The 25335-nt window shown below is 62.7% G+C and carries 20 protein-coding genes; 17 read left to right on the top strand and 3 right to left on the bottom strand.

Annotation, left to right across the window (positions count from 1 at the left end; all coding sequences use genetic code 11):
• The first annotated feature begins 35 nt into the window (after positions 1 to 35).
• Both greA and WT53_RS04860 read left to right on the top strand, forming a co-directional pair.
• The gene (greA, locus tag WT53_RS04865) at positions 36 to 512 is read left to right on the top strand and encodes a transcription elongation factor GreA (RefSeq protein WP_034206950.1); all 477 of its coding nucleotides are present in this window, start codon (positions 36 to 38) and stop codon (positions 510 to 512) included.
• A gap of 14 nt (positions 513 to 526) precedes the next feature.
• The gene (locus WT53_RS04860) at positions 527 to 985 is read left to right on the top strand and encodes a DUF4149 domain-containing protein (RefSeq protein ID WP_006497614.1); all 459 of its coding nucleotides are present in this window, start codon (positions 527 to 529) and stop codon (positions 983 to 985) included.
• 49 nt (positions 986 to 1034) lie between these two features.
• On the opposite strand, the gene WT53_RS04855 is transcribed toward WT53_RS04860, so the two are convergent.
• Complete coding sequence (locus WT53_RS04855) at positions 1035 to 1562, bottom strand: YhbY family RNA-binding protein (protein ID WP_034206951.1); 528 nt, start codon at positions 1560 to 1562, stop codon at positions 1035 to 1037.
• 193 nt (positions 1563 to 1755) lie between these two features.
• Between WT53_RS04855 and WT53_RS04850 the strand changes: the two genes are divergently transcribed.
• The 11 genes from WT53_RS04850 (at position 1756) to phoR (ending at position 13969) form a co-directional block, all read left to right on the top strand.
• Complete coding sequence (locus tag WT53_RS04850; RefSeq protein WP_034206952.1) at positions 1756 to 2418, top strand: RlmE family RNA methyltransferase; 663 nt, start codon at positions 1756 to 1758, stop codon at positions 2416 to 2418.
• A gap of 153 nt (positions 2419 to 2571) precedes the next feature.
• Entirely contained in the window at positions 2572 to 4467 is a 1896-nt protein-coding gene (gene ftsH / locus WT53_RS04845; RefSeq protein WP_034206953.1) for an ATP-dependent zinc metalloprotease FtsH, read from the top strand.
• A gap of 76 nt (positions 4468 to 4543) precedes the next feature.
• A complete protein-coding gene (gene folP, locus WT53_RS04840) occupies positions 4544 to 5437 on the top strand; it encodes a dihydropteroate synthase (protein ID WP_034207873.1) in 894 nt (297 codons plus the stop codon).
• Between the two features lie 32 nt (positions 5438 to 5469).
• Positions 5470 to 6825, top strand: a complete 1356-nt coding sequence (gene glmM, locus WT53_RS04835; RefSeq protein ID WP_034206954.1) for a phosphoglucosamine mutase — start codon at positions 5470 to 5472, stop codon at positions 6823 to 6825.
• A 444-nt stretch (positions 6826 to 7269) separates the two neighbouring features.
• Positions 7270 to 8304, top strand: a complete 1035-nt coding sequence (gene pstS / locus WT53_RS04830) for a phosphate ABC transporter substrate-binding protein PstS (protein ID WP_034206955.1) — start codon at positions 7270 to 7272, stop codon at positions 8302 to 8304.
• Between the two features lie 94 nt (positions 8305 to 8398).
• A complete protein-coding gene (gene pstC / locus WT53_RS04825) occupies positions 8399 to 9382 on the top strand; it encodes a phosphate ABC transporter permease PstC (RefSeq protein ID WP_034206956.1) in 984 nt (327 codons plus the stop codon).
• A complete protein-coding gene (pstA, locus tag WT53_RS04820) occupies positions 9379 to 10272 on the top strand; it encodes a phosphate ABC transporter permease PstA (protein ID WP_034206957.1) in 894 nt (297 codons plus the stop codon). Before pstC ends, pstA begins: the two co-directional genes overlap by 4 nt.
• A 15-nt stretch (positions 10273 to 10287) precedes the next feature.
• Positions 10288 to 11136 (top strand): phosphate ABC transporter ATP-binding protein PstB, encoded by an 849-nt coding sequence (pstB, locus tag WT53_RS04815; protein WP_034206958.1) that lies wholly within the window; start codon positions 10288 to 10290, stop codon positions 11134 to 11136.
• Between the two features lie 18 nt (positions 11137 to 11154).
• Positions 11155 to 11859 (top strand): phosphate signaling complex protein PhoU, encoded by a 705-nt coding sequence (gene phoU, locus WT53_RS04810; protein ID WP_034206959.1) that lies wholly within the window; start codon positions 11155 to 11157, stop codon positions 11857 to 11859.
• Between the two features lie 31 nt (positions 11860 to 11890).
• Positions 11891 to 12592, top strand: a complete 702-nt coding sequence (phoB, locus tag WT53_RS04805) for a phosphate regulon transcriptional regulator PhoB (RefSeq protein ID WP_006750313.1) — start codon at positions 11891 to 11893, stop codon at positions 12590 to 12592.
• Between the two features lie 57 nt (positions 12593 to 12649).
• Positions 12650 to 13969, top strand: a complete 1320-nt coding sequence (phoR, locus tag WT53_RS04800; RefSeq protein WP_034206960.1) for a phosphate regulon sensor histidine kinase PhoR — start codon at positions 12650 to 12652, stop codon at positions 13967 to 13969.
• 88 nt (positions 13970 to 14057) lie between these two features.
• Here the strand turns inward: phoR and ppk1 are convergent, their stop codons facing one another.
• Entirely contained in the window at positions 14058 to 16121 is a 2064-nt protein-coding gene (gene ppk1, locus WT53_RS04795) for a polyphosphate kinase 1 (RefSeq protein WP_034206961.1), read from the bottom strand.
• A gap of 280 nt (positions 16122 to 16401) precedes the next feature.
• Between ppk1 and ppx the strand changes: the two genes are divergently transcribed.
• Entirely contained in the window at positions 16402 to 17916 is a 1515-nt protein-coding gene (gene ppx / locus WT53_RS04790) for an exopolyphosphatase (RefSeq protein ID WP_060258703.1), read from the top strand.
• A gap of 99 nt (positions 17917 to 18015) precedes the next feature.
• Here the strand turns inward: ppx and WT53_RS04785 are convergent, their stop codons facing one another.
• Positions 18016 to 18450, bottom strand: coding sequence for a hypothetical protein (locus tag WT53_RS04785; RefSeq protein WP_034207874.1), 435 nt, complete (start codon positions 18448 to 18450; stop codon positions 18016 to 18018).
• 442 nt (positions 18451 to 18892) lie between these two features.
• Between WT53_RS04785 and WT53_RS04780 the strand changes: the two genes are divergently transcribed.
• From WT53_RS04780 to WT53_RS31850, 3 genes are read left to right on the top strand one after another with little or no spacing between them, the layout of a single operon-like run.
• Complete coding sequence (locus tag WT53_RS04780; protein WP_034206963.1) at positions 18893 to 21838, top strand: type VI secretion system Vgr family protein; 2946 nt, start codon at positions 18893 to 18895, stop codon at positions 21836 to 21838.
• A 3-nt stretch (positions 21839 to 21841) separates the two neighbouring features.
• Positions 21842 to 23890, top strand: a complete 2049-nt coding sequence (locus WT53_RS04775; protein WP_034206964.1) for a phosphatidylserine/phosphatidylglycerophosphate/cardiolipin synthase family protein — start codon at positions 21842 to 21844, stop codon at positions 23888 to 23890.
• 3 nt (positions 23891 to 23893) lie between these two features.
• A complete protein-coding gene (locus WT53_RS31850) occupies positions 23894 to 25201 on the top strand; it encodes a sel1 repeat family protein (protein WP_257127815.1) in 1308 nt (435 codons plus the stop codon).
• Positions 25202 to 25335 lie beyond the last annotated feature (134 nt).

Genomic DNA, 25335 nt, shown 5'->3' with positions numbered 1-25335 from the left:
TTTTTTTATAGCCGTTTTTAGCGATTGAGCCGTTTATGAGCACCATTCCGTTGACAAAGCGTGGCGCAGAGCAACTGCGCGATGAATTGCAGCGCCTCAAGTCCGTCGAGCGGCCGGCCGTGATCAACGCGATCGCGGAGGCCCGCGCACAGGGCGACCTGTCCGAAAACGCCGAATACGATGCCGCGAAGGAAAAACAGGGCTTCATCGAGGGGCGCATCGCCGAACTCGAATCGAAGCTGTCCGCCGCGCAGGTCATCGACCCCACGGTGCTCGACGCCGATGGCCGCGTGGTGTTCGCCGCGACGGTCGAGCTCGAGGATCTCGAGTCGGGCGACACCGTCAAGTACCAGATCGTCGGCGACGACGAAGCCGACATCGATCACGGCCTGATCTCGGTCAGCTCGCCGATCGCGCGCGCGCTGATCGGCAAGTCCGAAGGCGACGTCGCGGCCGTGCAGGCGCCGAGCGGCGTGCGCGAGTACGAAATCATCTCGGTCAGCTACATCTGAAGCGGGGCGACGTGATGCCGCATCGCGTGTTCCGTCTGCTGTCGGCCGTGTGGGTCGGCAGCCTGCTGACGATCGGGTATGCGGTCGCGCCCGTGTTGTTCAAGACGCTGGAGCGGATGACGGCCGGTTCGGTGGCCGCCCAGCTGTTTCGCATCGAGGCGATCCTCGGCGTCGTGTGCGGCGTGCTGTTGCTCGCGTTGTCGAACCAGCAGGTGCGGCGCGGCAGCAGCGAATATCGCCGCGTGCGCTGGATCGTCGCCGCGATGGTCGTGTGCGTGCTGGTCGGGTATTTCGCGCTGCAGCCGTTCATGAACGCGCTGCGGGTGGCCGCGATGGATGCGGGCACCGATATCGCGAATTCGCCGTATGCGAGCCGCTTCGGGATGCTGCACGGCGTCTCGAGCGTGTTCTATCTCGTCGAGAGTGTGCTGGGGCTGATGCTGATCTGGCGTCTGCCGGCGCGCGACGCCTGAGCGGCGCGCCGGGGCAGGGCGGCACGGGAATCCGTGCCGCACCGGCGTGTTACTTGTCCTGGAACGGCCGCTTGGTGCTGGCCTGGCGCTTTTTCGCACGCTTCACGGTGCCGCCTGCGGTCACGCGCTCGTTGCCGCGCACGGTGACCTTGACCGGCCGCGGACGGCGCACGGGGCTCGCGTTCGGCGACACCTTGACGACCTTGACGGTGCGCGGCGCACGACCCTTGCGGTCGTCGGCGGCTTCGGCCGCGCTCGGCAGCGCGCCGGCACGACGGCCGCGGGTCGGGGCCGTAACCGCCGCCTCGGGCTTCCAGATCACCAGCAGCTTGCCGATGTGCTGGATCGGCGCCGCGTTCAGGCGGTCGCAGATCTCGTCGTAGATCGCGACGCGCGTGTCGCGTTCGTCGCCGAACACGCGGATCTTGATCAGTTGGTGCGCGTCGAGGTGCACCTTGATTTCCTTCAGTACGGCGTCGGTCAGCCCTTCGGCGCCGATCAGCACGACGGGCTTGAGCGCATGGGCCTGGGAGCGCAGCGCGGAGCGCTCGGCGGGAGAAAGCGAAAGGGCGGGCATGGAAATGTCGAAATCTTAATAAGGGCGCGCCGACTGGATAGCGATCGCGGAACGTTACCGCGTCAGCCGTGCGCCGAAACCACGTAAAATCGCGGCTTGGGCCTGAAAAGGGGCCGCAGCCGCGCGAAGAAGACGCGTATTATCCGCTAAAAGCGCGGCTTCACGAAGCAATTGGCAGCAATCTCTCTCTCGAATGGCAAAAAACCGCTTCAACCAGCACTGGCTGCACGACCACATCAACGACCCGTACGTCAAAATGGCGCAGCGGGAGGGCTATCGCGCGCGCGCCGCGTACAAGCTGAAGGAAATCGACGAGCAGGACAAGCTGATCCGTCCGGGCCAGGTGATCGTCGATCTCGGCGCGACGCCGGGCAGCTGGAGCCAGTATGCCCGCAACAAGCTCGCGCAGGGCAAGAAGCGCGACGCGGCGCGCGAAGGCGGCATCGACGGCACGATCGTTGCGCTCGACATCCTGCCGATGGAGCCGATCGCCGACGTCCACTTCCTGCAGGGCGACTTCCGCGAGGACGACGTCCTCCACCAGCTCGAAGAAGTGCTCGAAGGCCGCGCGGTGGACCTTGTTATTTCCGACATGGCCCCCAACCTGTCCGGGGTGGCCTCGGCGGACGCGGCGCGCATCGAGCATCTCTGCGATCTGGCGCTCGAATTCGCGCAGAACCATCTGAAGCCGGACGGTGCGCTGCTCGTGAAGTGTTTTCACGGCAGCGGCTACAGCCAGATCGTCGAGAAGTTCAAACAGCAGTTTAAGGTCGTCGCGCCGCGCAAGCCCAAGGCATCCCGCGACAAATCGTCCGAAACGTTCATTTTGGGTCGGCAACTGAAGCACCCGCGCTGATGCGCAAACGGGCTCCGGCCCTTGCCAGACAAGCGAAGCGCTATCGCGGCGGTTGTCAATGCTTATGGCAGGGGTGGTCGGACTGGATTAGAATGACCGAGGGGCGCCGCAAGGAAAATGTAGGCGCTCGTCTACGAGTGAAGGAGTGGTGCTTTGAACAACAATATGTTTTCGAAGGCAGCGGTGTGGCTGGTGATCGCACTGGTGCTGTTTACGGTGTTCAAGCAGTTCGACAAGCCCCGCGTCCAGGAAGGCGTGTCCTATTCGCAGTTCATGGACGACGCCAAGAACGGCAAGGTCAAGAACGTCATCGTTCAGGGGCGCAACCTCACCGTCACTCCGGCTGATGGCCAGAAATACCAGATCGTGTCGCCCGGCGACATCTGGATGGTCGGCGATCTGATGAAGTACGGCGTGCAGGTCAGCGGCAAGGCCGACGACGAGCCGAACGCGCTGATGTCCGCGCTGTATTACCTCGGGCCGACGATCCTGATCATCGTGTTCTGGTTCTACATGATGAGGCAGATGCAGGGAGGCGGCAAAGGCGGCGCATTTTCGTTCGGGAAATCGCGTGCGCGGCTGATCGACGAGAACAACAATGCGGTGAACTTCTCCGACGTCGCGGGCTGCGACGAAGCGAAGGAGGAAGTGTCCGAGCTCGTCGATTTCCTGCGCGATCCGCAGAAATTCCAGAAACTGGGCGGCCGCATTCCGCGCGGCGTGCTGCTGGTCGGCCCTCCGGGTACCGGCAAGACGCTGCTCGCTCGCGCGATCGCGGGTGAAGCGAAGGTGCCGTTCTTCAGCATCTCGGGTTCGGACTTCGTTGAAATGTTCGTCGGTGTCGGTGCGGCCCGCGTGCGCGACATGTTCGAGCAGGCGAAGAAGCATGCGCCGTGCATCGTGTTCATCGACGAAATCGACGCGGTCGGCCGTCATCGCGGCGCCGGCATGGGCGGCGGCAACGACGAGCGCGAGCAGACGCTGAACCAGATGCTCGTCGAGATGGACGGCTTCGAGGCGAACTCGGGCGTGATCGTGATCGCCGCGACCAACCGTTCCGACGTGCTCGACAAGGCACTGCTGCGTCCGGGCCGTTTCGACCGTCAGGTGTATGTGGGCCTGCCGGACATCCGCGGCCGCGAGCAGATCATGCGCGTGCACCTGCGCAAGGTGCCGATCGCGAACGACGTCGACGCGGCGGTCATCGCGCGCGGCACGCCGGGCTTCTCGGGCGCCGATCTCGCGAACCTCGTGAACGAGGCGGCGTTGTTCGCCGCACGTCGCGGCAAGCGCATCGTCGAGATGCAGGATTTCGAGGATGCGAAGGACAAGATCTTCATGGGTCCGGAGCGCAAGTCGGCCGTGATCCGCGAGGAAGCGAAGCGCGCAACCGCGTATCACGAGTCGGGCCACGCGGTGATCGCGAAGCTGCTGCCGAAGGCCGACCCGGTGCACAAGGTCACGATCATCCCGCGCGGTCGCGCGCTGGGCGTCACCTGGCAGTTGCCGGAGCATGACAACGAGACGTATTCGAAGGATTACCTGCTGGACCGCCTCGCGATCCTGTTCGGCGGGCGGGTGGCCGAAGAGCTGTTCATGAATCTGGTCAGCACCGGCGCATCGGACGACTTCAACAAGGCCACGCAGACGGCGCGTGCGATGGTTGCGCGTTTCGGCATGACCGATGCACTCGGGCCGATGGTCTACGTCGACGACGAGAACGATGCGTCGCCGTTCGGCCGCGGCTTCACGCGCACGATTTCGGAAGCGACGCAGCAGAAGGTCGACTCGGAAATCCGCCGCGTGCTCGACGAACAGTACAACCTCGCGCGTCGCCTGCTTGAAGAGAACCGCGACAAGGTCGAGGCGATGACGGCCGCGCTGATGGAGTGGGAGACGATCGACGCCGATCAGATCAACGACATCATGGAAGGCCGTCCGCCGCGCTCGCCGAAGAGCTCGCCGGCTGTCGGCGGCGATTCGTCGGGCGGCGGCAGCGCCGAGGTCAAGCCCGGCAGCGCGCCGGCGCCGGCTACGCCGGCGGCATAATCTCCGCTTTAGCACCGTTCACGGGCTGGTGTGGCTTCACACCGGCCCGTTTTGCATTCATCCACGCTAGTTGCTCGTGTCCGATTCCGCAGTGTCCCCGTTCATTCCCGCGCCGCTCCGGTGCGGCCGCTTCGAACTGACGTTCGAACGCCCGCTCGTGATGGGCATCCTTAACGCCACGCCCGATTCGTTTTCCGACGGCGGCCGCTTCCTCGCGCGCGACGATGCGCTGCGCCAGGCCGAGCGGATGATCGCCGACGGCGCGGACCTGCTCGACATCGGCGGCGAATCGACGCGCCCCGGCGCGCCGCCCGTGCCGCTCGACGACGAGCTCGCGCGCGTGATTCCGCTCGTCGAGGCGCTGCGGCCGCTGAACGTGCCGCTGTCGATCGATACCTACAAGCCGGCCGTGATGCGCGCGGCGCTGGCCGCCGGCGCGGACCTGATCAACGACATCTGGGGGTTCCGCCAGCCGGGCGCGATCGACGCGGTGCGCGACGGCAATAGCGGCCTGTGCGCGATGCATATGCTCGGCGAGCCGCAGACGATGCAGGTCGGCGAACCCGACTACGGCGACGTCGTGACCGACGTGCGTGACTTTCTCGCGGCCCGCGCGCAGGCGCTGCGCGACGCGGGGGTGGCGGCGGAGCGCATCTGCGTCGATCCCGGCTTCGGGTTCGGCAAGGCGGTCGTCGACGACAACTATGCGCTGCTGGCCGCATTGCCGGACACGGCACCGGCGCGACCCGACGGGCGCGCTTATCCGATTCTCGCAGGCATGTCGCGCAAATCGATGCTCGGCGCGGTGATCGGCGGCAAGCCGCCGATGGAGCGCGTCGCGGCGAGCGTGGCGGCCGCGGTGTGCGCGGTCGAGCGCGGCGCCGCGATCGTGCGCGTGCACGACGTCGCGGCGACGGTCGATGCGCTGAAAGTATGGAAAGCCGTGCGCGCAGCCGCGCGGCAACGATAAGCAAGTCAGAAAGACGAAGGAGGAAGGATCCCATGGGACGTCGATATTTCGGCACGGACGGCATTCGCGGCACGGTGGGCGACGCGCCCATCACGCCGGATTTCGTATTGCGTCTCGGCTATGCGGCCGGCAAGGTACTGGCCAGCTCGGCCGACGTCGCGGCAGGCTCGCGTCCGACCGTGCTGATCGGCAAGGACACGCGCGTGTCGGGCTACATGCTCGAAGCCGCGCTCGAGGCCGGATTCTCGGCGGCCGGCGTCGACGTGATGCTGGCCGGCCCGATGCCGACGCCCGGCGTCGCGTACCTGACGCGTGCGCTGCGTCTGTCGGCCGGTGTCGTGATCAGCGCGTCGCACAACCCGTATCACGACAACGGGATCAAGTTTTTCTCGGCTGACGGCAACAAGCTGCCCGACGACACCGAAGCCGAGATCGAAGCGTGGCTCGACAAGCCGCTCGAATGCGCGCCGTCGGACGGGCTCGGCAAGGCGCGCCGCCTCGACGATGCCGGCGGCCGCTACATCGAGTTCTGCAAGAGCACGTTCCCCGCCGCGTTCGACCTGCGCGGGCTGAAGCTCGTGATCGATTGCGCGCACGGCGCCGCGTACCAGGTTGCGCCGCACGTATTCCACGAACTCGGCGCGGACGTCATTCCGATCGGCGTCGCGCCGAACGGCTTCAACATCAACGACGGCGTCGGCGCGACCGCGCCGGATGCGCTGGTGCGCGCGGTGCGGGCGAACCACGCCGATCTCGGCATTGCGCTCGACGGCGACGCCGATCGCCTGCAGGTCGTGGACGCGACCGGCCGCCTGTACAACGGCGACGAGCTGCTCTACGTGCTCGTGAAGGACCGGATCGCGACCGACGGCAAGGTCGACGGCGCGGTCGGCACGCTGATGACGAACCTCGCCGTCGAAGTCGCGCTGCAGCGCGAGGGCGTGAAATTCGTGCGGGCGGCGGTCGGCGACCGCTACGTGCTCGAGCAGTTGCGCGAGCACGGCTGGCAGCTCGGCGCGGAAGGGTCGGGCCACATCCTGTCGCTCGACCGGCACTCGACCGGCGACGGCATCGTGTCGGCGCTGCTCGTGCTGGCCGCGCTCAAGCGCAGCGGCCGCACCCTCGCGCACATGCTCGACGGCGTCACGCTGTTCCCGCAGAAGCTGATCAACGTGCGGATGAAGCCGGGCGCCGACTGGAAGGGCAGCGCGTCGATTCGCGCCGCGATCGATGCAGCCGAAGCCGCGCTCGCCGGCAGCGGCCGTGTGCTGATCCGCGCATCGGGCACGGAGCCCGTGCTGCGCGTGATGGTCGAAGCGCAGCAGGCGTCCGATGCCGTGCGCCATGCGGAGACGATCGCCGACGCGGTGCGCGCGGCGACGACCTGACCTGCGCCGGGGCGCGTGACGGTCCGACGGACCCGCGCGCCGGCTGTCGATGAATGTGCGTACGGCGCCCTCGGGCGCCGTCGTTTCGTCTGACGCAAAGGTTTGCCTTACCTAATAGAAGCAACGTTCGGCACACGCGCTGTTCCGATCGAATCGTGCATTCGACCCCGAAATCATGGCTCTTGCCGGGCGGGCTTCCCGTCCGGCTGACGGTGCGCTACGATGCGCCCGCACGCCCTTGGGAAAGGGCGTGCCTCCCGCCCTTTCCGAGCGACGCAATTCTTGCCGCCCGCGCCGCTCCCGCGCCTCGCCGCGCCACCCCCATACTCCCTTTCAACCAGTCATGTTACTGTCACGCCAGTTTCATCGATTGTCACATTACCGTCATGAGGAGCCCCTAACCTTCGCGGTGCCGTAGTCATCCGCTCACACACTGGAGGTCTCATGAAATTGATGCAAACCGCGATTGCCGGCCTGGCTGGCGCGCTTTTCGCCGTCGCCGCCCACGCTGCCGACATCACGGGCGCAGGTAGCACGTTCGCGATGCCGATCTATACGAAATGGGCTGCGGACTACCAGCAGTCCGGCGGTTCGAAGGTCAACTACCAGGGCATCGGCTCGTCGGGCGGCCTGAAGCAGATCGTCGCGAAGACGGTCGATTTTGCCGGTTCGGACGCACCGCTGAAGGACGAAGAGCTCGCGAAGGAAGGCCTGTTCCAGTTCCCGACGGTGGTCGGCGGCGTGGTGCCGGTCGTCAACGTGCCGGGCGTGAAGGCCGGCGAACTGACGCTGTCGGGCCCGGTGCTCGGCGACATCTACCTCGGCAAGATCAAGAAGTGGAACGACCCGGCGATCGTCGCGCTGAACCCGAAGGTCAAGCTGCCGGATACGGACATCGCCGTGGTCCGCCGCGCTGACGGTTCGGGCACGAGCTTCATCTGGACGAACTACCTGTCGAAGGTCAACGACGAGTGGAAGTCGAAGATCGGCGAAGGCACGACGGTCAACTGGCCGACGGGCACGGGCGGCAAGGGCAACGACGGCGTCGCGGCCTTCGTGCAGCGCCTGCCGGGCGCGATCGGCTACGTCGAGTGGGCGTACGCGAAGAAGAACAACATGACCTACACCGCGCTGAAGAATTCGACGGGCACGGTGGTCGAGCCGAAGACGGAAACGTTCAAGGCGGCAGCCGCAGGCGCGAACTGGTCGAAGTCGTTCTACCAGATCCTGACGAACCAGCCGGGCAAGGAAGCATGGCCGGTCGTCGGTGCGACGTTCGTGCTGCTGCACGCGAAGCAGGACAAGCCGGAGCAGGGCGCGGAAACGCTGAAGTTCTTCAGCTGGGCGTTCAAGAACGGCGAGAAGGCAGCCGACAGCCTCGACTACATCTCGCTGCCGGCGTCGGTCGAGACGGAAATCCGCAAGCAGTGGAAGACGAAGGTGACGGACGCTTCGGGCAAGCCGGTCGCCGCCGAGTAAGCCATCCAGCGGTTCGCTGCCCGACCGTGCCGGTCGGGCAGTGTGTGCGGTAAAGCCGGGCGTTACGGCGCCCGGCAATCAAAAGCAGGCACCCATGTCTGATATTTCATACACGTCCTCCCGATCGCCCGACAGTGCACAGCGCGCGCCGAGCCGTCTCGGGGATGTCCTGTTCGGCGGCCTTGCGCGGCTCGCCGCGATCGTGACCCTGCTGTTGCTGGGCGGGATCATCGTTTCCCTGATCATTGCGTCGATGCCGACCATCCAGAAGTTCGGCCTCGGCTTCCTGTGGCAATCCGAGTGGGATCCCAACTCGGACATCTACGGCGCACTCGTGCCGATCTACGGCACCATCGTGACGTCGATCATTGCGCTCGTCATTGCAGTGCCGGTCAGTTTCGGCATCGCGTTGTTCCTCACCGAGCTCGCGCCCGTGTGGCTGCGCCGTCCGCTCGGCATCGCGATCGAACTGCTCGCCGCGATTCCGTCGATCGTGTACGGCATGTGGGGGCTGCTCGTGTTCGCGCCGATCTTCGCCGAATACTTCCAGAAACCGATCGGCCGCCTGTTCAAGGACGTGTGGGTGCTCGGCCCGCTGACGTCCGGCGCGCCGATCGGCATCGGCATCCTCGCGGCCGGCGTGATCCTCGCGATCATGATCATCCCGTACATCGCGTCGGTGATGCGCGACGTGTTCGAGGTCACGCCGGTGCTGCTGAAGGAATCGGCATACGGAATCGGCTGCACGACCTGGGAAGTGATGTGGAAGGTCGTGCTGCCCTATACGAAGACCGGCGTGATCGGCGGCGTGATGCTCGGCCTCGGCCGCGCACTCGGCGAAACGATGGCCGTGACCTTCGTGATCGGCAACACCAACCTGCTCGACAGCGTGTCGCTGTTCGCGCCGGGCAACAGCATCACGTCGGCGCTCGCGAACGAATTCGCGGAAGCGCAGCCGGGCCTGCATACGTCCGCGCTGATGGAACTGGGCCTGATCCTGTTCGTGATCACGTTCATCGTGCTGTCCATCTCCAAACTGCTGCTGCTTCGTCTCGAGAAGGGAGAGGGCAAGAAATGAGCGAGCCCATCATGAATTTCCCGGGGCCGGACGGCGCCGCGCTCGACGCGATGCGCAACCGCCTGCAGCGCAAGCGCAAGGCCATCAACGCGATCGCGCTCGCCGCGTCGCTCGGCGCGATGGCCTTCGGCCTGGTGTGGCTCGTGTGGATTCTCTACACGACGGTGCACCTCGGCGTCGGCGGCCTGTCGCTGCAACTGTTCACCGAATCGACGCCGGCGCCGAACACGGAAGGCGGCGGTCTCGCGAACGCGATCGTCGGCAGCTTGCTGCTGTGCGGCTTCGGCACGCTGGTCGGCACGCCGATCGGTATCCTCGCGGGCGTCTATCTCGCCGAATACGGCCAGAAGAACCTGCTGGCGAGCACGATCCGCTTCATCAACGACATCCTGCTGTCGGCGCCGTCGATCGTCATCGGCCTGTTCGTGTACGCGATCGTCGTCGCGAAGTCGGGGCGCTTCTCCGGCTGGGCCGGCGTGATCGCGCTCGCGCTGCTGCAGATCCCGATCGTGATCCGCACGACCGAGAACATGCTGAAGCTCGTGCCGAACGCGCTGCGCGAAGCGGCCGTCGCGCTCGGCACGCCGAAGTGGCGCATGGTGCTGAAGATCACGCTGCGCGCGTCGGTCGGCGGGATCGTGACGGGCGTGCTGCTCGCGGTCGCGCGGATCGCCGGCGAAACGGCGCCGCTGCTGTTCACCGCACTGTCGAACCAGTTCTTCTCGTGGGACATGAGCCAGCCGATGGCGAACCTGCCGGTCACGATCTACAAGTTCGCGATGAGCCCGTTCGCGGAGTGGCAGTCGCTCGCATGGGCGGGCGTGTTCCTGATTACGCTCGGGGTGCTCGGACTGAACGTCCTGGCGCGCTCGATCTTCTCGAAAAAGTAACGGCGGAGCAATCCGATGAATATGGCAGAAAGCCACCTGAATCCCGTCGAGCGCAACGCTGCGCCCACCGGCACGCACGATGCGGCGAACGGCCGTCCGCTCGCGCCGCTGAACGCGAAGATCGAGGTCAACAACCTCAACTTCTTCTACAACAAGTTCCATGCGCTGAAGAACATCAACCTGCGCATTCCCGAAGGGAAGGTGACGGCGTTCATCGGCCCGTCGGGCTGCGGCAAGTCGACGCTCTTGCGCACGTTCAACAAGATGTTCGCGCTCTATCCGGAGCAGCGCGCCGAAGGCGAAATCCTGATGGACGGCGAGAACCTGCTGACGACGAAGCGCGACATCTCGCTGCTGCGCGCGCGGATCGGCATGGTGTTCCAGAAGCCGACCCCGTTCCCGATGTCGATCTACGACAACATCGCGTTCGGCGTGAAGATGTTCGAAAAGCTCACGCGTTCGGAAATGGACGACCGCGTCGAATGGGCGCTCACGAAGGCGGCGCTGTGGAACGAAGTGAAGGACAAGCTGAGCCAGAGCGGCTACGGGCTGTCGGGCGGCCAGCAGCAGCGTCTGTGCATCGCGCGCGGCATCGCGATCCGTCCGGAAGTGCTGCTGCTCGACGAACCGTGCTCGGCGCTCGACCCGATCTCGACGGGCCGCATCGAAGAGCTGATCGCGGAGCTGAAGAGCGACTACACGGTCGTGATCGTCACGCACAACATGCAGCAGGCCGCACGCTGCTCGGATTACACGGCCTACATGTACCTGGGCGAGCTGATCGAGTTCGGCGAGACCGAAAAGATCTTCATCAAGCCGGTGCGCAAGGAAACGGAAGACTACATCACCGGCCGCTTCGGTTGATGACGGAGAACAACAGTCATGTCGGATAAACATCTGTCGAGCCAGTTCGATGCGGACCTGAATGCCGTGTCGTCGAAAGTGCTGGAAATGGGCGGCCTCGTGGAGTCGCAGATCGTCGGCGCGATGCACGCGCTGAACGAATTCGATCGCGAGACGGCCGAGAAGGTGATCGCGGCCGAGGAAACGCTGAACGCGATGGAAGTGGACATCGACCAGGAGTGCGGCAACATCATCGCGCGGAGGCAGCCCGCCGCGCGCGACCTGCGTCTTTTGATGTCGATTTCGAAAACGATTACGAACCTCGAACGCGCCGGCGACGAGGCCGAGAAGATCGCGAAGCGCGTGCGCCGCCTGGTCGACGAGCCGGCCGCGCGTGCGGTCAACATCGCCGAGATCAAGGTGTCGGGCGAGATGGCCGTGACGATCCTGCGCCGCGCGCTCGACGCGTTCGCGCGCCTGGATACGGTGGCCGCCGCGCAGATCGTCAAGGACGACAAGGAGATCGACATGGAGTTTCGCGCGTTCGTGCGCAAGCTCGTGTCGTACATGCAGGAAGATCCGCGCACGATCTCGGTCGGCCTCGAGTACCTGTTCATCGCGAAAGCGATCGAACGGATCGGCGACCACGCGAAGAACATCGCCGAATTCATCATCTACATCGTGAAGGGCACCGACGTGCGGCACCAGCCGCGCGACACGCTCGATCGCGAAGCCAACAGTTAATCGACTCCGTACAGGAAGAACAGAGGTGCCGATGCCCAGCAACATTCTCGTCGTTGAAGATGAGCCCGCGATTTCCGAACTGATCTCGGTGAATCTCCAGCACGCCGGTCACTGCCCGATCCGCGCGTACAACGCCGAACAGGCGCAGAACCTGATCAGCGACGTGCTGCCCGATCTCGTGCTGCTCGACTGGATGCTGCCGGGCAAGTCCGGTATCGCGTTCGCGCGCGACCTGCGCAACAACGAACGGACCAAGCACATCCCGATCATCATGCTCACCGCCCGCGGCGACGAGCAGGACAAGGTGCTCGGCCTCGAGATCGGCGCGGACGACTACGTGACGAAGCCGTTCTCGCCGAAGGAATTGATGGCGCGCATCAAGGCCGTGCTGCGCCGCCGCGCGCCGCAGCTGACCGAGGACGTCGTGTCGATCAACGGGCTGCGCCTCGATCCGGCCACGCATCGCGTCGCCGCGCACGGCGACGGCAGCGAGATCAAGCTCGATCTCGGCCCGACCGAGTTCCGCCTGCTGCATTTCTTCATGACGCATCCGGAGCGCGTGCACAGCCGCACGCAGTTGCTCGACCAGGTGTGGGGCGACCATGTGTTCGTCGAGGAGCGTACCGTCGACGTGCACATCAAACGATTGCGCGCGGCCTTGAAACCGGCCGGCTGCGATGCGATGATCGAAACCGTGCGCGGCAGCGGCTACCGCCTCGCCAAGCACGCGTAACGTATTCGGGCATGCCGTGTGCCGCGGCATGCCGTTCATTCTTTCGGACGCTGAATCATGAACATCATCTGGGCGCGCTTTCTGGTGTCGCTCGTGCTGCTCGTGCTGATCGGCGTATTGGTCGGCGTCTTCGCCGGCCCGACCGCGGGCCTTGCGTTCGTGGTCGTGATGCTGGTCGCGCAGGGCTTTTTCAGCACCTTCCATACGCAACGCCTGTGGCGCCTGCTCGATGCACCGGTCTACGGCGAGGTGCCGAGCGCGCCGGGCATCTGGGGCGAAATCTACTATCGGCTGCACAAGCTCGCGAAGCAGTGGCATGCGCAGGTGCGACAGGTCGAACAGCAGCACTCGCGCTTCATCCAGGCGATCCAGGCCTCACCGAACGGCGTCGCGATGCTCGACGACCACGACCAGATCGAGTGGTGCAACGCGATCGCCGAAGTCCATTTCGGCCTCGATGCGAAGCGCGACCTGCGCCAGCACATCACGAACCTGGTGCGCCATCCCGACTTCGTCCGCTACCTGAATGCGCAGCATTACGACGAGACGCTCGTGATGCGCGGCATGGGCGATTCGCGGCAGAACGTGCTGGCCGTGCAGGTGTTTCCGTACGGCGAGAACCGCAAGCTGCTGCTCACGCAGGACATCACCGAGCTCGAGCGCACCGACGCGATGCGGCGCGACTTCGTCGCGAACGTGTCGCACGAATTGAAGACGCCGCTCACCGTGCTGTCGGGCTTCCTCGAGACGATGCGCGAGCTGCCGCTGAACGAGGAGGATCGCGCGCGCTATCTCGACATGATGGAGCAGCAGGCGTCGCGGATGCGGCACATCGTGACCGACCTGCTGGTGCTCGCGAAGCTGGAAGGCGAGAGCAAGCCGCCGATCGATCACGCGATCGACATGCGTGCGGTGTTCGATCATCTGAAGGAAGATGCGCACACGCTGTCGAACGGGCATCACGACATCGCGTTCTCGATCGACGAGACGCTCGGGGTCACGGGGGCGCAGACGGAACTGTTCAGCGCGTTCGCGAATCTCGTCACGAACGCGATCCGCTATACGCCGGATGGCGGCAAGATCGTCGTGTCGTGGCGGCGCGAGGGCGCGCAGGGCGTGTTTTCCGTCACGGACAGCGGCTTCGGGATTCCGGCCGCGGACCTGCCGCGGCTCACCGAGCGCTTTTATCGCGTCGATCGCAGCCGGTCGCGCGATACGGGCGGCACGGGCCTCGGGCTCGCGATCGTCAAGCACGTACTGCAGCGGCACGACGCGCATCTGTACGTGCAGAGCGAGGAAGGGCGCGGCAGTACGTTCACCGCACGGTTCCCGGGCTCGCGCATCATCGCGATCCGGCCGGCCGCTTACGAAGCATGATCGCGTAGCGGCCCGGCATCAAAAAAGCAGCCCGCGGGCTGCTTTTTTTGGGGGCGAAGCGGCGCTCGACCCGCATCGCGCCGACGGCTCACGAGCAGAACTTCGCGAGTAACCCGAGCTGTGCGTTGCGGATCGTCTTGCCGGTGCGGCGGCGGCGATAGTGGCCGTCGCTGTGCATCTGCCAGGCAGACTGATTGTCGCCGAGGCACACCGACAGCCCTTCGGCGATCACGCGCCGCTTGAGCTTGCGCTCGCGGATCGGGAACGCGACTTCGACGCGGCGGAACAGGTTGCGGTCCATCCAGTCGGCGCTCGACAGATAGACGTCCTCGGCGCCGCCCGCGTGGAAATAGTAGATGCGGTGGTGTTCGAGGAAGCGGCCGACGATCGAGCGCACCGTGATGTTTTCCGACAGCCCCGGCACACCGGGCTTCAGCGCGCAGACGCCGCGCACGATCAGGTCGACCTTGACGCCGGCCTGCGACGCTTCGTACAGCGCGGCGATCACCGACGGCTCCAGCAGCGCGTTCATTTTCGCGACGATGCGCGCGCGCTTGCCGGCCTGCGCATTGACGATCTCCGCGCGGATCGAATCGATGATGCGCGGATGCAGCGTGAACGGCGACTGCCACAGCTCGTGCAGCGTCAGTTCGCCGCCGATGCCGGTCAGTTGCTGGAATACGTGATGAACGTCCTCGCAGATCTTCTGGTCGGCCGTCATCAACCCGAAGTCGGTGTAGAGGCGTGCGGTGCGCGGATGGTAATTGCCGGTGCCGAGGTGCACGTAGCGGCGCAGCGACGCCTTGCCGGCCTGCACGACGCGTCGCACGATCAGCATCATCTTCGCGTGACACTTGTGGCCGACCACGCCGTACACGACATGCGCGCCGACGGCTTCGAGCTGCGACGCCCAGTTGATGTTGGTTTCCTCGTCGAAGCGTGCGAGCAGCTCGACGACGACGGTCACTTCCTTGCCGTTGCGCGCGGCTTCCATCAGTGCGTCCATCAGCGGCGAGTCGGTGCCGGTGCGGTAGATCGTCTGCTTGATCGCGACGACGCTCGGGTCTCTCGCGGCCTGCTGCAGCAGTTCGAGCACCGGCTGGAAGCTCTCGTACGGGTGGTGCAGCAGGATGTCGCCGGCGTCGATCGCGTCGAACATCGTCGGCGCGTTGGTGATGGCGGCAGGCGTCGATGCGGTGAACGGCGTGAACTTCAGGTCGGGGCGGTCGACGAGATCGGGAATCTGCATCAGGCGCACGAGGTTCACGGACCCGGCCACGCGATAGCAGTCCTTGTCGCCGAGTTCGCTTTCCTCGAGCAGGCGTCGCACGATGTGCAGCGGCGTGTCGGCCGACACTTCGAGGCGTACCGCGTTGCCGAGGTGGCGCGCGGGCAGTTCGCCCTGCAGCGCGACACGCAGGTTCGTGATTTCGTCTTCGTCGACGAACAGCTCGCTGTTGCGCGTGATGCGGAACTGGTTGCAGCTCTTCACGACGAGTTGCGGGAAGAGTTCGCCGACGAAGCGCTGCATGAACGAGCTCAACAGCACGAAGCCGTGCTCGAAACCCGACAGCGCATGCGGCATGCGCACCACGCGCGGCAGCGCGCGCGGCGCCTGCACGATGCCCATCACGGCCTGGCGACCGAACGCGTCGCGGCCTTCGAGCTCGACGACGAAGTTCAGGCTCTTGTTCAGTACGCGCGGGAACGGGTGGGCGGGATCGAGGCCGATCGGCGTCAGCACGGGCAGCAGCTCGTCGAGGAAATAGCGGCGCGCCCATTCGAGCTGCTCGTCGTTCCACGAATCGCTCGCGTGGAAGTAGATGCCTTCCTGTTCGAGCGCCGGCAGCACGGTTTCGTGCAGCATCGTGTACTGTCGATGAACGAGCCGCTGCGCGCGTTCGACGACGAGATCGTAAGCGTGCTGTAACGACATGCCGTCGGGCGTGAGCGCGCCGGGGTTGTCGCGGATTTGTTCCTGCAGGCCGGCCATCCGGACTTCGAAGAATTCGTCGAGGTTGCTGCTGGTGATGCAGATGAAGCGCAGGCGCTCGAGCAACGGCACTTGCGGGTCGGCCGCCTGGGCCAGCACGCGCTCGTTGAAACCGAGGATGCCGAGTTCACGATTGAGAAGCGGGTAACGGACGGACATCGGCAGAGTAGGGGGGAATTCAGGCGATGAATCGAAAGGACGCTCGGAAACTCTCACGGTACGATGACGTGCTGATGACAGCAATGGTTTTTATATCGGGAAATTCTACGCCGTAACCGTTTCGTCGCATAAATGTTTCGGCTATATGGAATCGAGCAGTGTGCATGCCCGTGAAGCGTGGCAACGGCAAGCGTTCCACGCTTAAAATGTCGCCTTTGATTGATCGCCCGCGGTTGCCGGAACGGCGGCCGCGGAAGAACGCGCACGGAGCCCCCTTCTGATGGTTACAACTCCCCACTTGCTGGCTGCCGTGGATCTCGGCTCGAACAGCTTCCGGCTGATCGTCGGGCGCGTCGAGGAAACGCCGGCGGGCAGCCAGATCTACCCCGTCGACGCGCTGCGCGAGCCGGTTCGGCTGGCCGCCGGCCTGTCGAGCGACAAGATGCTCGATCGCGCGTCACAGGAGCGTGGCTGGGAGGCGCTCAAGCGGTTCGGCGAGCGCTTGCGCGATTTCCATCCCGATCATGTGCGCGCGGTGGCGACCAACACGCTGCGCGTCGCGAAGAACGCCGCCGAATTCCTCGGCGAGGCCGAGGCGGCGCTCGGGTTCCCGATCGAAGTGATCGCGGGCCGCGAAGAGGCGCGCCTCATCTATGCGGGCGCCGCGCACTCGGTGCCGGCGAGCGCCGGCAAGCGGCTCGTCGTCGACATCGGCGGCGGCTCGACCGAATTCATCATCGGTTCGCACTACACGCCGATTGTGATGGAGAGCCTCTACATCGGTTGTGTAAGCCATAGCCGCACCTTCTTTCCGGCCGGCAACGTCGACGAATACACGATGCGGCAGGCCGAACTCGCGGCCAAGCGCGAGATCCAGATCATTTCGAGCGAATACAAGAAGGCCGGCTGGGATCAGGCGATCGGGTCGTCCGGCACCGCACGCGCGCTCGCGGAACTCGTCGAGGCCAACGGCTTCAACGATCCGGGCATCACGCACGGCATTTCGCGCGGCGGCCTCGAGCGGCTCAAGCGTGCGCTGATCAAGTCCGAGAACGTCAACCGGTTGAAGCTGATCGCGCTGAAGCCCGACCGCGTGCCGGTGCTCGCGGGCGGCCTGGCGATCATGCTGGCGGTGTTCGAGGAGCTGGGCGTCGACTACGTCGATACGACCGACGGCGCGCTGCGCCTCGGCGTGCTGTACGACCTGCTCGGCCGGACGCAGCACGAGGACATGCGTGCGGTGACCGTCGAGGGTTTCATGCGCCGCTACGGCGTCGATCGTGCGCAGGCCGAGCGGATCGGCGCGCTCGCCGGGCACTTCTACGACGAGCTCGAGGAAGACGACGAGGAAGCGCGCGAGGAAGGGCGGATGTTCCTCGGCTGGGCGGCCGCGCTGCACGAGATCGGCCTGTCGATCTCGCACAGCGCATATCACAAGCATTCGGCCTATATCGCGAGCAACGCGGACATGCCGGGTTTTTCGCGCACCGACCAGGCGCGGCTCGCGGCGCTCGTGCTTGGCCATGCGGGCAAGCTCGGGAAATTGTCGCAGGCGCGCGAGGTCGAGTGGCCGCTGCTGTTCTGCCTGCGGCTCGCGGCGCTGCTGTGCCGGCGCCGGACCGACGCGGGGCTGCCCGACATTTCCGTTTCGCAGATGAAGAAGGGCGGGTATGAGGTGCGTCTGCCGAACGCCTGGGTCGAGCAGAACCCGTTGACCGACTACAGCCTCAGCCAGGAGGCGGCGGAGTGGGAGAAGGTCGGTATCCCGTATCGCGTGGTGTATACCGGCGCGTGACGGGGCGATAGCGGGCCGGAAGGCGCTCGGGCTCCGGGTGGAGCGATGCCGGCGGCGCGCCCCCTCAGGCACGACCGCACCGGCGTGCCGGCGGTCCGCTCAGTCCGACGAGCAGACGATCGCGGTCAGGAACGGGAACGCCTGCTTGACGGTTGCGTCGCTGCCGGCCTTGCGCACGGCTTCCTCGACCGAGCTCTTGGTGCCGCGCACGACGACGCCGTAAGCCCAGTCGCCGATCGGCGTGCCGTCGCCCGGACGGAAGATCGGGTCATTCGCCTGGTAGCCGAGCACGACATAGACGCCGAAGCCGTAGGCCGTCAGCGGGCGGCTCGTGCGGAACGCATTGACCGAATTGGATTCGACGTGCATCGGCTCCGACTGGATGTCGCCGGCGGCAAGCAGCGGCGCGACGAACTTGTGGCCGGTCGAATGGCAGTCGAGCGCGTCGTCGAGCGCTTTCGCCGATGCAGAGCCGGCGGTGGCGAGCACGAGCAGCGACGCGCAGAGGGCTGGCTTGAGAACGTTGTTTTTCATGCGCGGTTGCGGGTTGTTCACACGTATTATCGCGTGTTCCAGCAAGTTCCGTGCGCGGGGTTGGCGGTGTATGTGCGGGCGGGTCGATGGGGTGGTTGAGCCGGGGCCGGGCCGTACCGGGGCGAGTCCCGAAACAGGGAGCATCCCAGCGAACGAGACATGGCAAACAACGCGCCTGCGTGCCCCCACGTAGTAGGTTAGTGAACCTCAAGGCTGGGGCGAAAGCAAAACGAAAGAAATGGCACGATCTCCTGTTATTTTGTGAATTATTTGCGGATGTCTCCGCAAATAATTGTCAAACAATCGCCCGACAAGTTCTGTCCGCGTCACGAAACTGCCTTATTCCGGATAAAATCGCGCGAGCGGCAATATTCGCGACCGCAGACCGTCCTTGCCTTGCATCTTTGCGACGGTCGAACCTGAGAGACAAGGACAAGAACCGATGGCACTCGGACTGACAGATTCGGGGAGTTTGAGATACAGCGACGTCTTCGACGCGATTAACCGAGGCCTCATGCAGCACGGCCGTTTGCTGACGCTGCGCACCCCGTTGGGCGATAACGCGCTTACGCCCGTTCGCGCGAAAGGCTGGTCGAAGATCGGTCGCGATTACCGCTGGACCGTTGATGCAGTCTCCACGCGTGACGACATCGAATTGCTCGCTCTAATGCATCAGCAGGTGTCGTTGTTCATCCAGCAACCGGCAGCCGCCAATTCCGACGCGGAATATCGGCCGATCCACGGCTTTGTCTATCAGATCAGGCGATTGGGAGCCGATGGCGCGCTTTCGCTTTACCAGATCGAGTTCGCGTCCGCCTTGTTCTTCTTGGGTGAAGGTCGAGACGATTACTACTGGCTCGATTCCGACGCGGTCCAAAGCATTAGCACAGTCTTCGACAAATACCCTCAACTGCGCGGGCGCTATCGATTCAATCTCGGTAGTCAGCCAAGTACCCGCACGTATACGCGGCAAAGTGAATCGGACCTGAACTTGGTCCATCGGCTTTTGGAAGATGAGGGCTGGTACTTCTATTGGGAGCATGCGCCGGTCAAGGAGAGCGAGCCGCCAAAGACAACGCTTGTGATCGTGGACAGGATCTCGGCGCTACCGGAGGCTCATGATGTCGCGTATTCCCGAAGCAATACAGGCGATGAGATCAATGGCTTGACGCAGTGGGTGATGCAACAGACTGCTCAGCCTATGGAGTTCAGGTCTACCTCTTTCGATCAGGATCGACCGGCTTCGAGCTTCGCGGCCGGGAGCTTGATGGAAACGACTACATACACCGTCCAGCATTACCGTGACAAGGAAACCCTTAGTATCCCGGACGTCCCGGCGACAGTGTACGAACCGACGACGTTGGGCTACCCCGACTCAGACAGTGGTGCTCGCCGGGCACAGATTCGGACGCAAGCATGGGATGCGATGGCCCGTCGTTTTATAGGCGTCGGTGGGGTGCGCTGGCTCGATTCAGGTTCGCGGTTCGTTCTGAATGATCATCCTCGTCACGATGCCCCCGATTCGAAAGACCGAGAGTTTCTGGCGGTCGATATGCACTGGTTCATCCTGAACAACGTGCCGTTCGCCCGGCAGTCGGAAGCGTTTCCGTTCAGCCTGCAATCGGAGTTCGATCGTGTTCAGGCGGAATACGAGCAGGCGTCGGTATCCCGGCCTCGTGCCAACGATGGTTCGGTGGGTTTCTTCTTGATGAAGATGGAAGCGCAGCACACGGATGTTGTGTATCGCAGTCCGCTCGAGCATAAGAAGCCGACAATGCAAGTCGAACACCTGCTGGTCGGCGCACCGGACGGCGAGGAAGCGTGGACGAACAAGAACAACGAGATACGTGGCCGGTTCGCATGGGACCGGCAGAGCAAGCCAGACGACTACAACACATCGCCGTGGTTGCGGGTCATGCAAGGCGATACGGGTGACGGCTATGGTGCAGTTCACGTGCCGCGCAAGGGCGAATGGGTCGCGGTCGGTTACTGGCAAGGGGATTGTGATCGCCCCTTCGTGATGGGTAGATTGCCTGGGGGGACGACTCAGCAGCCGTGGCATTCGGACGTACTGAAATCAGGTCAACAGTCGCGCGGCTTCGGCAATACCGGTGCCTACAACGCCCTGATCCACGACGATTCCACGCATCAGGGCGGGCAGCGCCTGACGAGCTATACCGGGGGAACCTACCATCTATTTCATCAAGGGTACTTGATCGATCAGACGGGCAACACGCGAGGCGGGTATCGCGGGATTGGCTACAAGCTTCATACCGACGCATTCGGTGCCATGCGCGCTAATCAGGGGATGGCGATCAGCACGCAGCACAAGTCCCCGGACGCCGAACAACTGGACGTGCGGGAAGCACGCCAGCAACTGGCCCGTGCGGGGAATTTGGTCGATTCGTTGTCGGAAGCCAGCAAGGGGCATCAGGCGGCGGACCTCAAGACCGGTCAAGACGCGTTGAAGCATTTCACGGATGCACTCGAATTGCCGCAGACACCGGAGGCCAAGGGCGGTCGCACGGCAGGTGGCGGCACGGGCACCGCGAACGCCTTCAAGGAACCCGTGATGCTGCTGGACAGTCCGGCCGGAATTGCCGCGTCGACGCAGCAGTCGGTGCATCTCGCGGCGGACCAGCTCATCAACCTCGTCAGCGGTCAGACCACGACCGTCGCGTCGGGACAGTCGTTGATCGTCGCGGCGCTCAACTTGATCAGCATCTTTGCGCAGAACGGCGGGATGAAGGCAATCGCCGGTAAGGGCGACATCGATATTCAGGCGCATGCCGGCGTCATCGATTTGGCAGCCCAACTTGCATTGCACATCCGGTCCGTAACGGATGTTATCGAAGTCGCCTCCGGTAAGGAAATCCGGATTCTGTGCGGCGGCGCGATCATCCAGATCAGTCAGGACGGCAGCATCAATATCCACTCACCGGGCAAGATCGACTTCAAGGCCGCAAGCTATTCGTTCGCTGGCCCCGCACGGGTCGATATAACGAACCCGGCGTTCAAGGATTCGCCGACGCAGAAGCTGTCACTGAACACGTTCGCGTCGCCCTCCTCAACCGGTGTTATCCCGGTGGGAATGCCCTATAAGCTTTACGCCGATGGCGTTCTAGTCAAACAAGGAGTATTCGATAAGTCCGGGCAGTTGCCTATCGACCACCATGTGGTGACACAGAAGTACACACTTGAACTGGCGAACGGCGTCAAACATGAGATTCCCGTTCCCGGTGAGTATCGCGACGCTGCGAACGGCAAACTGGCGAATCAGGGGTTTCCGTTTCACGAAGGACTGGCTGAAGGCGAGAGTGAGGCCCCGGACCGTGCCAAACACCGGCAACATTATTTTGAACTGCTCAACCCGTCTTCGGAAGCATAGGCCATGGCGAATCTGATCAAATCCATAACGACGCCGATTGCGCTGAATCATACGAATTCAGGAAATATCACGCTGCCTTGGTTTGTGCAAAACACGGAATACAATCCGACGTGGGCTACGTTTAGGCCACTCGTGAACGGCAAAGAGGCATTTGGCGCGGTGTATGACGCGATCCACAACGCGAAGCACTCAGTCGATATTATCTGTTGGGGATTTCAGCCGTCGATGTATTTCAGGCGTGGCGAGCGTGGTGTGAGAACCATCGGGAGTCTGCTGGTACAGAAGGGCAAGGAAAATGTAAAGGTCCGGTTACTGTGCTGGCATGACGACTGGTATGTATCTCAGTGGGGTGAGAACAACATGCCGGGATACAACATGCAAACTTGGATCAAGGCCGTCACGCCAGACTGGGTATATAAGAAGCTCTCGCTAATGTCGCAAGACTACCAGACCACCGGTCAACGAATCTACGATACGTTTTGGTACTACTGCGCCAATCTGAACAACGTAAGCATGACCGGCTCGTGGCACGAATCTCTGCAGCGCAAAGTTAACTGGTTGACCCACTACCCGCTTACCTTCTCGAACGTTGAATTTGCTACGCGTGACTTCGACTTAAAAGCTCGGGTCGAAAACGCGTGGCGACTCTACATGCGCGGCAAGGACTCCACCCGAGATACGCGCACCAAGGTAATGAATGCTGGCTTAACGGCTATCGCTACGCCGACCCATCACCAGAAAATGGTGTTGATCGACTACGAGGAGCCGAGTCTTGCAACAGGGTTCGTGATGGGGCACAACATGCTCGATCAGTACTGGGACAAAGACGATCACAGCGCCAAGCGCAGTGAACCTGAGCAAGGACGTTGCGGCCCGTTTCCTTGGCAGGATATTTCAAGTCGCGTGACTGGCCCCATTCTTCAATATTTGAATGCGAATTTTTGTCAGGCATGGGACGCTGCCACGGGGCAAAGTCTTGGAAAGGCCCGCGCCGGTATGGAAAAGCGTCTGACGATGCGCGCCGGGCCAGACGCCGGAGCGAAGGTGATGGCGCAAATAGTGCGCACAAAGTCGAAGCAATCGACATCGAAGGGCGTGGTGACCGATATTGGAGCCATGTACCTCCAGGCCGTGAATAACGCGACGAAGTACGTTTTCATCCAGAACCAGTACTTCCGATGGGTACCGCTTGCCGATCAGATTAAGGAGGCGGTGAAACGGCAAATCAAAGGCGGACGCGACCCAGGTTACCACGGTCCGATTCATCTTTTTGTCATCACGAACTCCAGCGATGAGGGCGTGGGCCCCGGCTCGTTCAACACCTATCGTATGCTCGATGCACTGGGTCAGAGCAATTCGATTCCGGGTGTCGTACGCGAGCTAAACAAGCAATCGCTTGAAGTACAGCAGCAGACACTCGAAGCGAAACTTGCCGCCGAGCAAGCCGCCGAGCAGAAAATTGCTACACAGGGAGTGGATTATACGTCGTCAGCGGTGCAAGGCGTCATGACGTTCATACAGCAAAGCAGGTTGCGCCAGCAGGACCTGCAACAGCAAATCAATGAGTTGAAGCGTCAAAATCAGGCTATTGTGGACAAGACGCGCGATCAAGACAAGCTGGAAAAAGATGACACAGACAAAATCGATATTCCGACGAACGATATAACCGGACTGAAGGTTCACGTGTGCACGTTAGTCGCGCCCGATTCGCCGGCCGGCGGCTGGGTTCCGGTGTACGTTCATGCGAAGTTGATGACTGTTGACGATGCATTCACGACTATCGGTTCAGCAAATATCAATTCCCGCAGCATGGAGGGCGATAGTGAGTTGAATATCTGTACAGACCAGCAAGATATCGCGAAGTCGCTGAGGCTGCAGTTGTGGAGTTTGCATACGGGCGACGCGAGTGATCAAGAGGACCCAGTGAAAGCATTCAAGAATTGGGGGGATATTATCGTGCGCAATAAAGTTAACAAGAATCAAAATCTGCCCCCGGTTGCTTCTCTCGTCGGTTTTTTGCGCACGTCAAATGCAATCAACCGTAGCGACTGACATATGATGAAAAAATTTTTGATCGTTGTTGCTGCGCTCACGTTATGTGCTTGTACCAAAAAGGATAATTCAGTGGCATCCTCTCCTGACATGGGCGCTGTTCGCGCCAATTTGGCTTTTACATGCATACATCAGGCAGATCGTCTACCACCGCTTGATCCAAAGGCTGACAATCTGTTTCGGTATGCACGCTATCTTGAAAAAAAAGATGGGCCAAAGGATTACGATGATGTTGCCCGGTATTATCGAATCGCTGCGGCGCACGGGCACTACAAGGCGAATCAAAATTTGCAATCGCTCCTTTCGGAGGGGCTAGCGAACTCGCCGGACCCGCGCTCAGAGTCTGTCGATCTCGCCATGTCGCTTGTTAAGCAGAATATACCAAGTGGATATTATTCTGTTGGTCATTATCTAGAAATTGGTTATGGTATAAAGCAGGACTCCGAGGCTGCTCTACGTTACTTTCGAAAAGCGGCTGACCTTGGTAATCCTGAGGCGCAATATTACATTGGTGACAAGTTATTGCCGAATGATAATGCTCCTGATGTCGCGCGGCAGATGCTGGCGTGTGCTGCCGATCAAGGCTTTGGTCAAGCAGCAAGCTTGTTGGGCGTGGACCGAATGGCTGCTCAATCGTATTCCGATGCTATTGCAGAATTTCAGAAAGGTGTTGCGGCAGGTGATTCTCAATCAGCTTCCTTTCTGGAAAAAGGCTTTAGAGGGCCACCGGAATCCAATAAGTTGTATTACCTCGGACTTGCGAACGATCCCGAGCGTTCGCGTCGCTATGAGCTAATCGGCGAATTCATTGATCGTAACGATGGCCGTAATCCCAGAGTTCCGGAGATTGACAAGATCGTACCGCTTCCGCCCGCGAAGCTCCCGGCGTGGGATGGTACATTCCAATGGCAAAAGGAGCAGGACGTCGCTGTCCCGCCACAGAAGCCTTCGGACGAGATGATCAATGAGATGGCGAGGGCTCAAAATCTCGATCCGAAAACCGGCCTGCCGCTTGAACGGAAAGCCAAGCAGATTTCGCAACAAGAGCAATCGCAAAACGTTGCGGCACGTCTGCCATTGGGGGCCGTCGCGCGTACCGGCCAGCAGTGTCCGGAAGATGGCGTATGGTGTGCGAAACTGGAGGCTGGTCAGGTTGGCGACGTGGAACGCAGGTTTCTTAAGGGTGACGTGTTGCCTTCCGTCGTCGTGCACGAACCTCGACGGCTAGCGGTCCTCGACAGCATGTTGGGTACACGTCAGCGCATGGCCCCTGTTTCGTGGGAACTCGTTGCATACCTTGATCAGTCGTGACTCGGTTCCTCGCTGGAAGACTACAAGCGGATGGCCTCTTCTGTAATCGACAGGAAGATCGTTCAACGTGAACCAACCGAATGAAGCGAAGAGGCGTGCGCACCCCGTGACGTTGACAGGGTTGGGCTGGTTGC

Origin of the sequence: Burkholderia sp. MSMB2157WGS (genome assembly GCF_001532755.1) — a bacterium.
In the GTDB taxonomy this organism is placed as follows: domain Bacteria; phylum Pseudomonadota; class Gammaproteobacteria; order Burkholderiales; family Burkholderiaceae; genus Burkholderia.
This window is presented reverse-complemented; position numbering and strand designations above follow the sequence as displayed.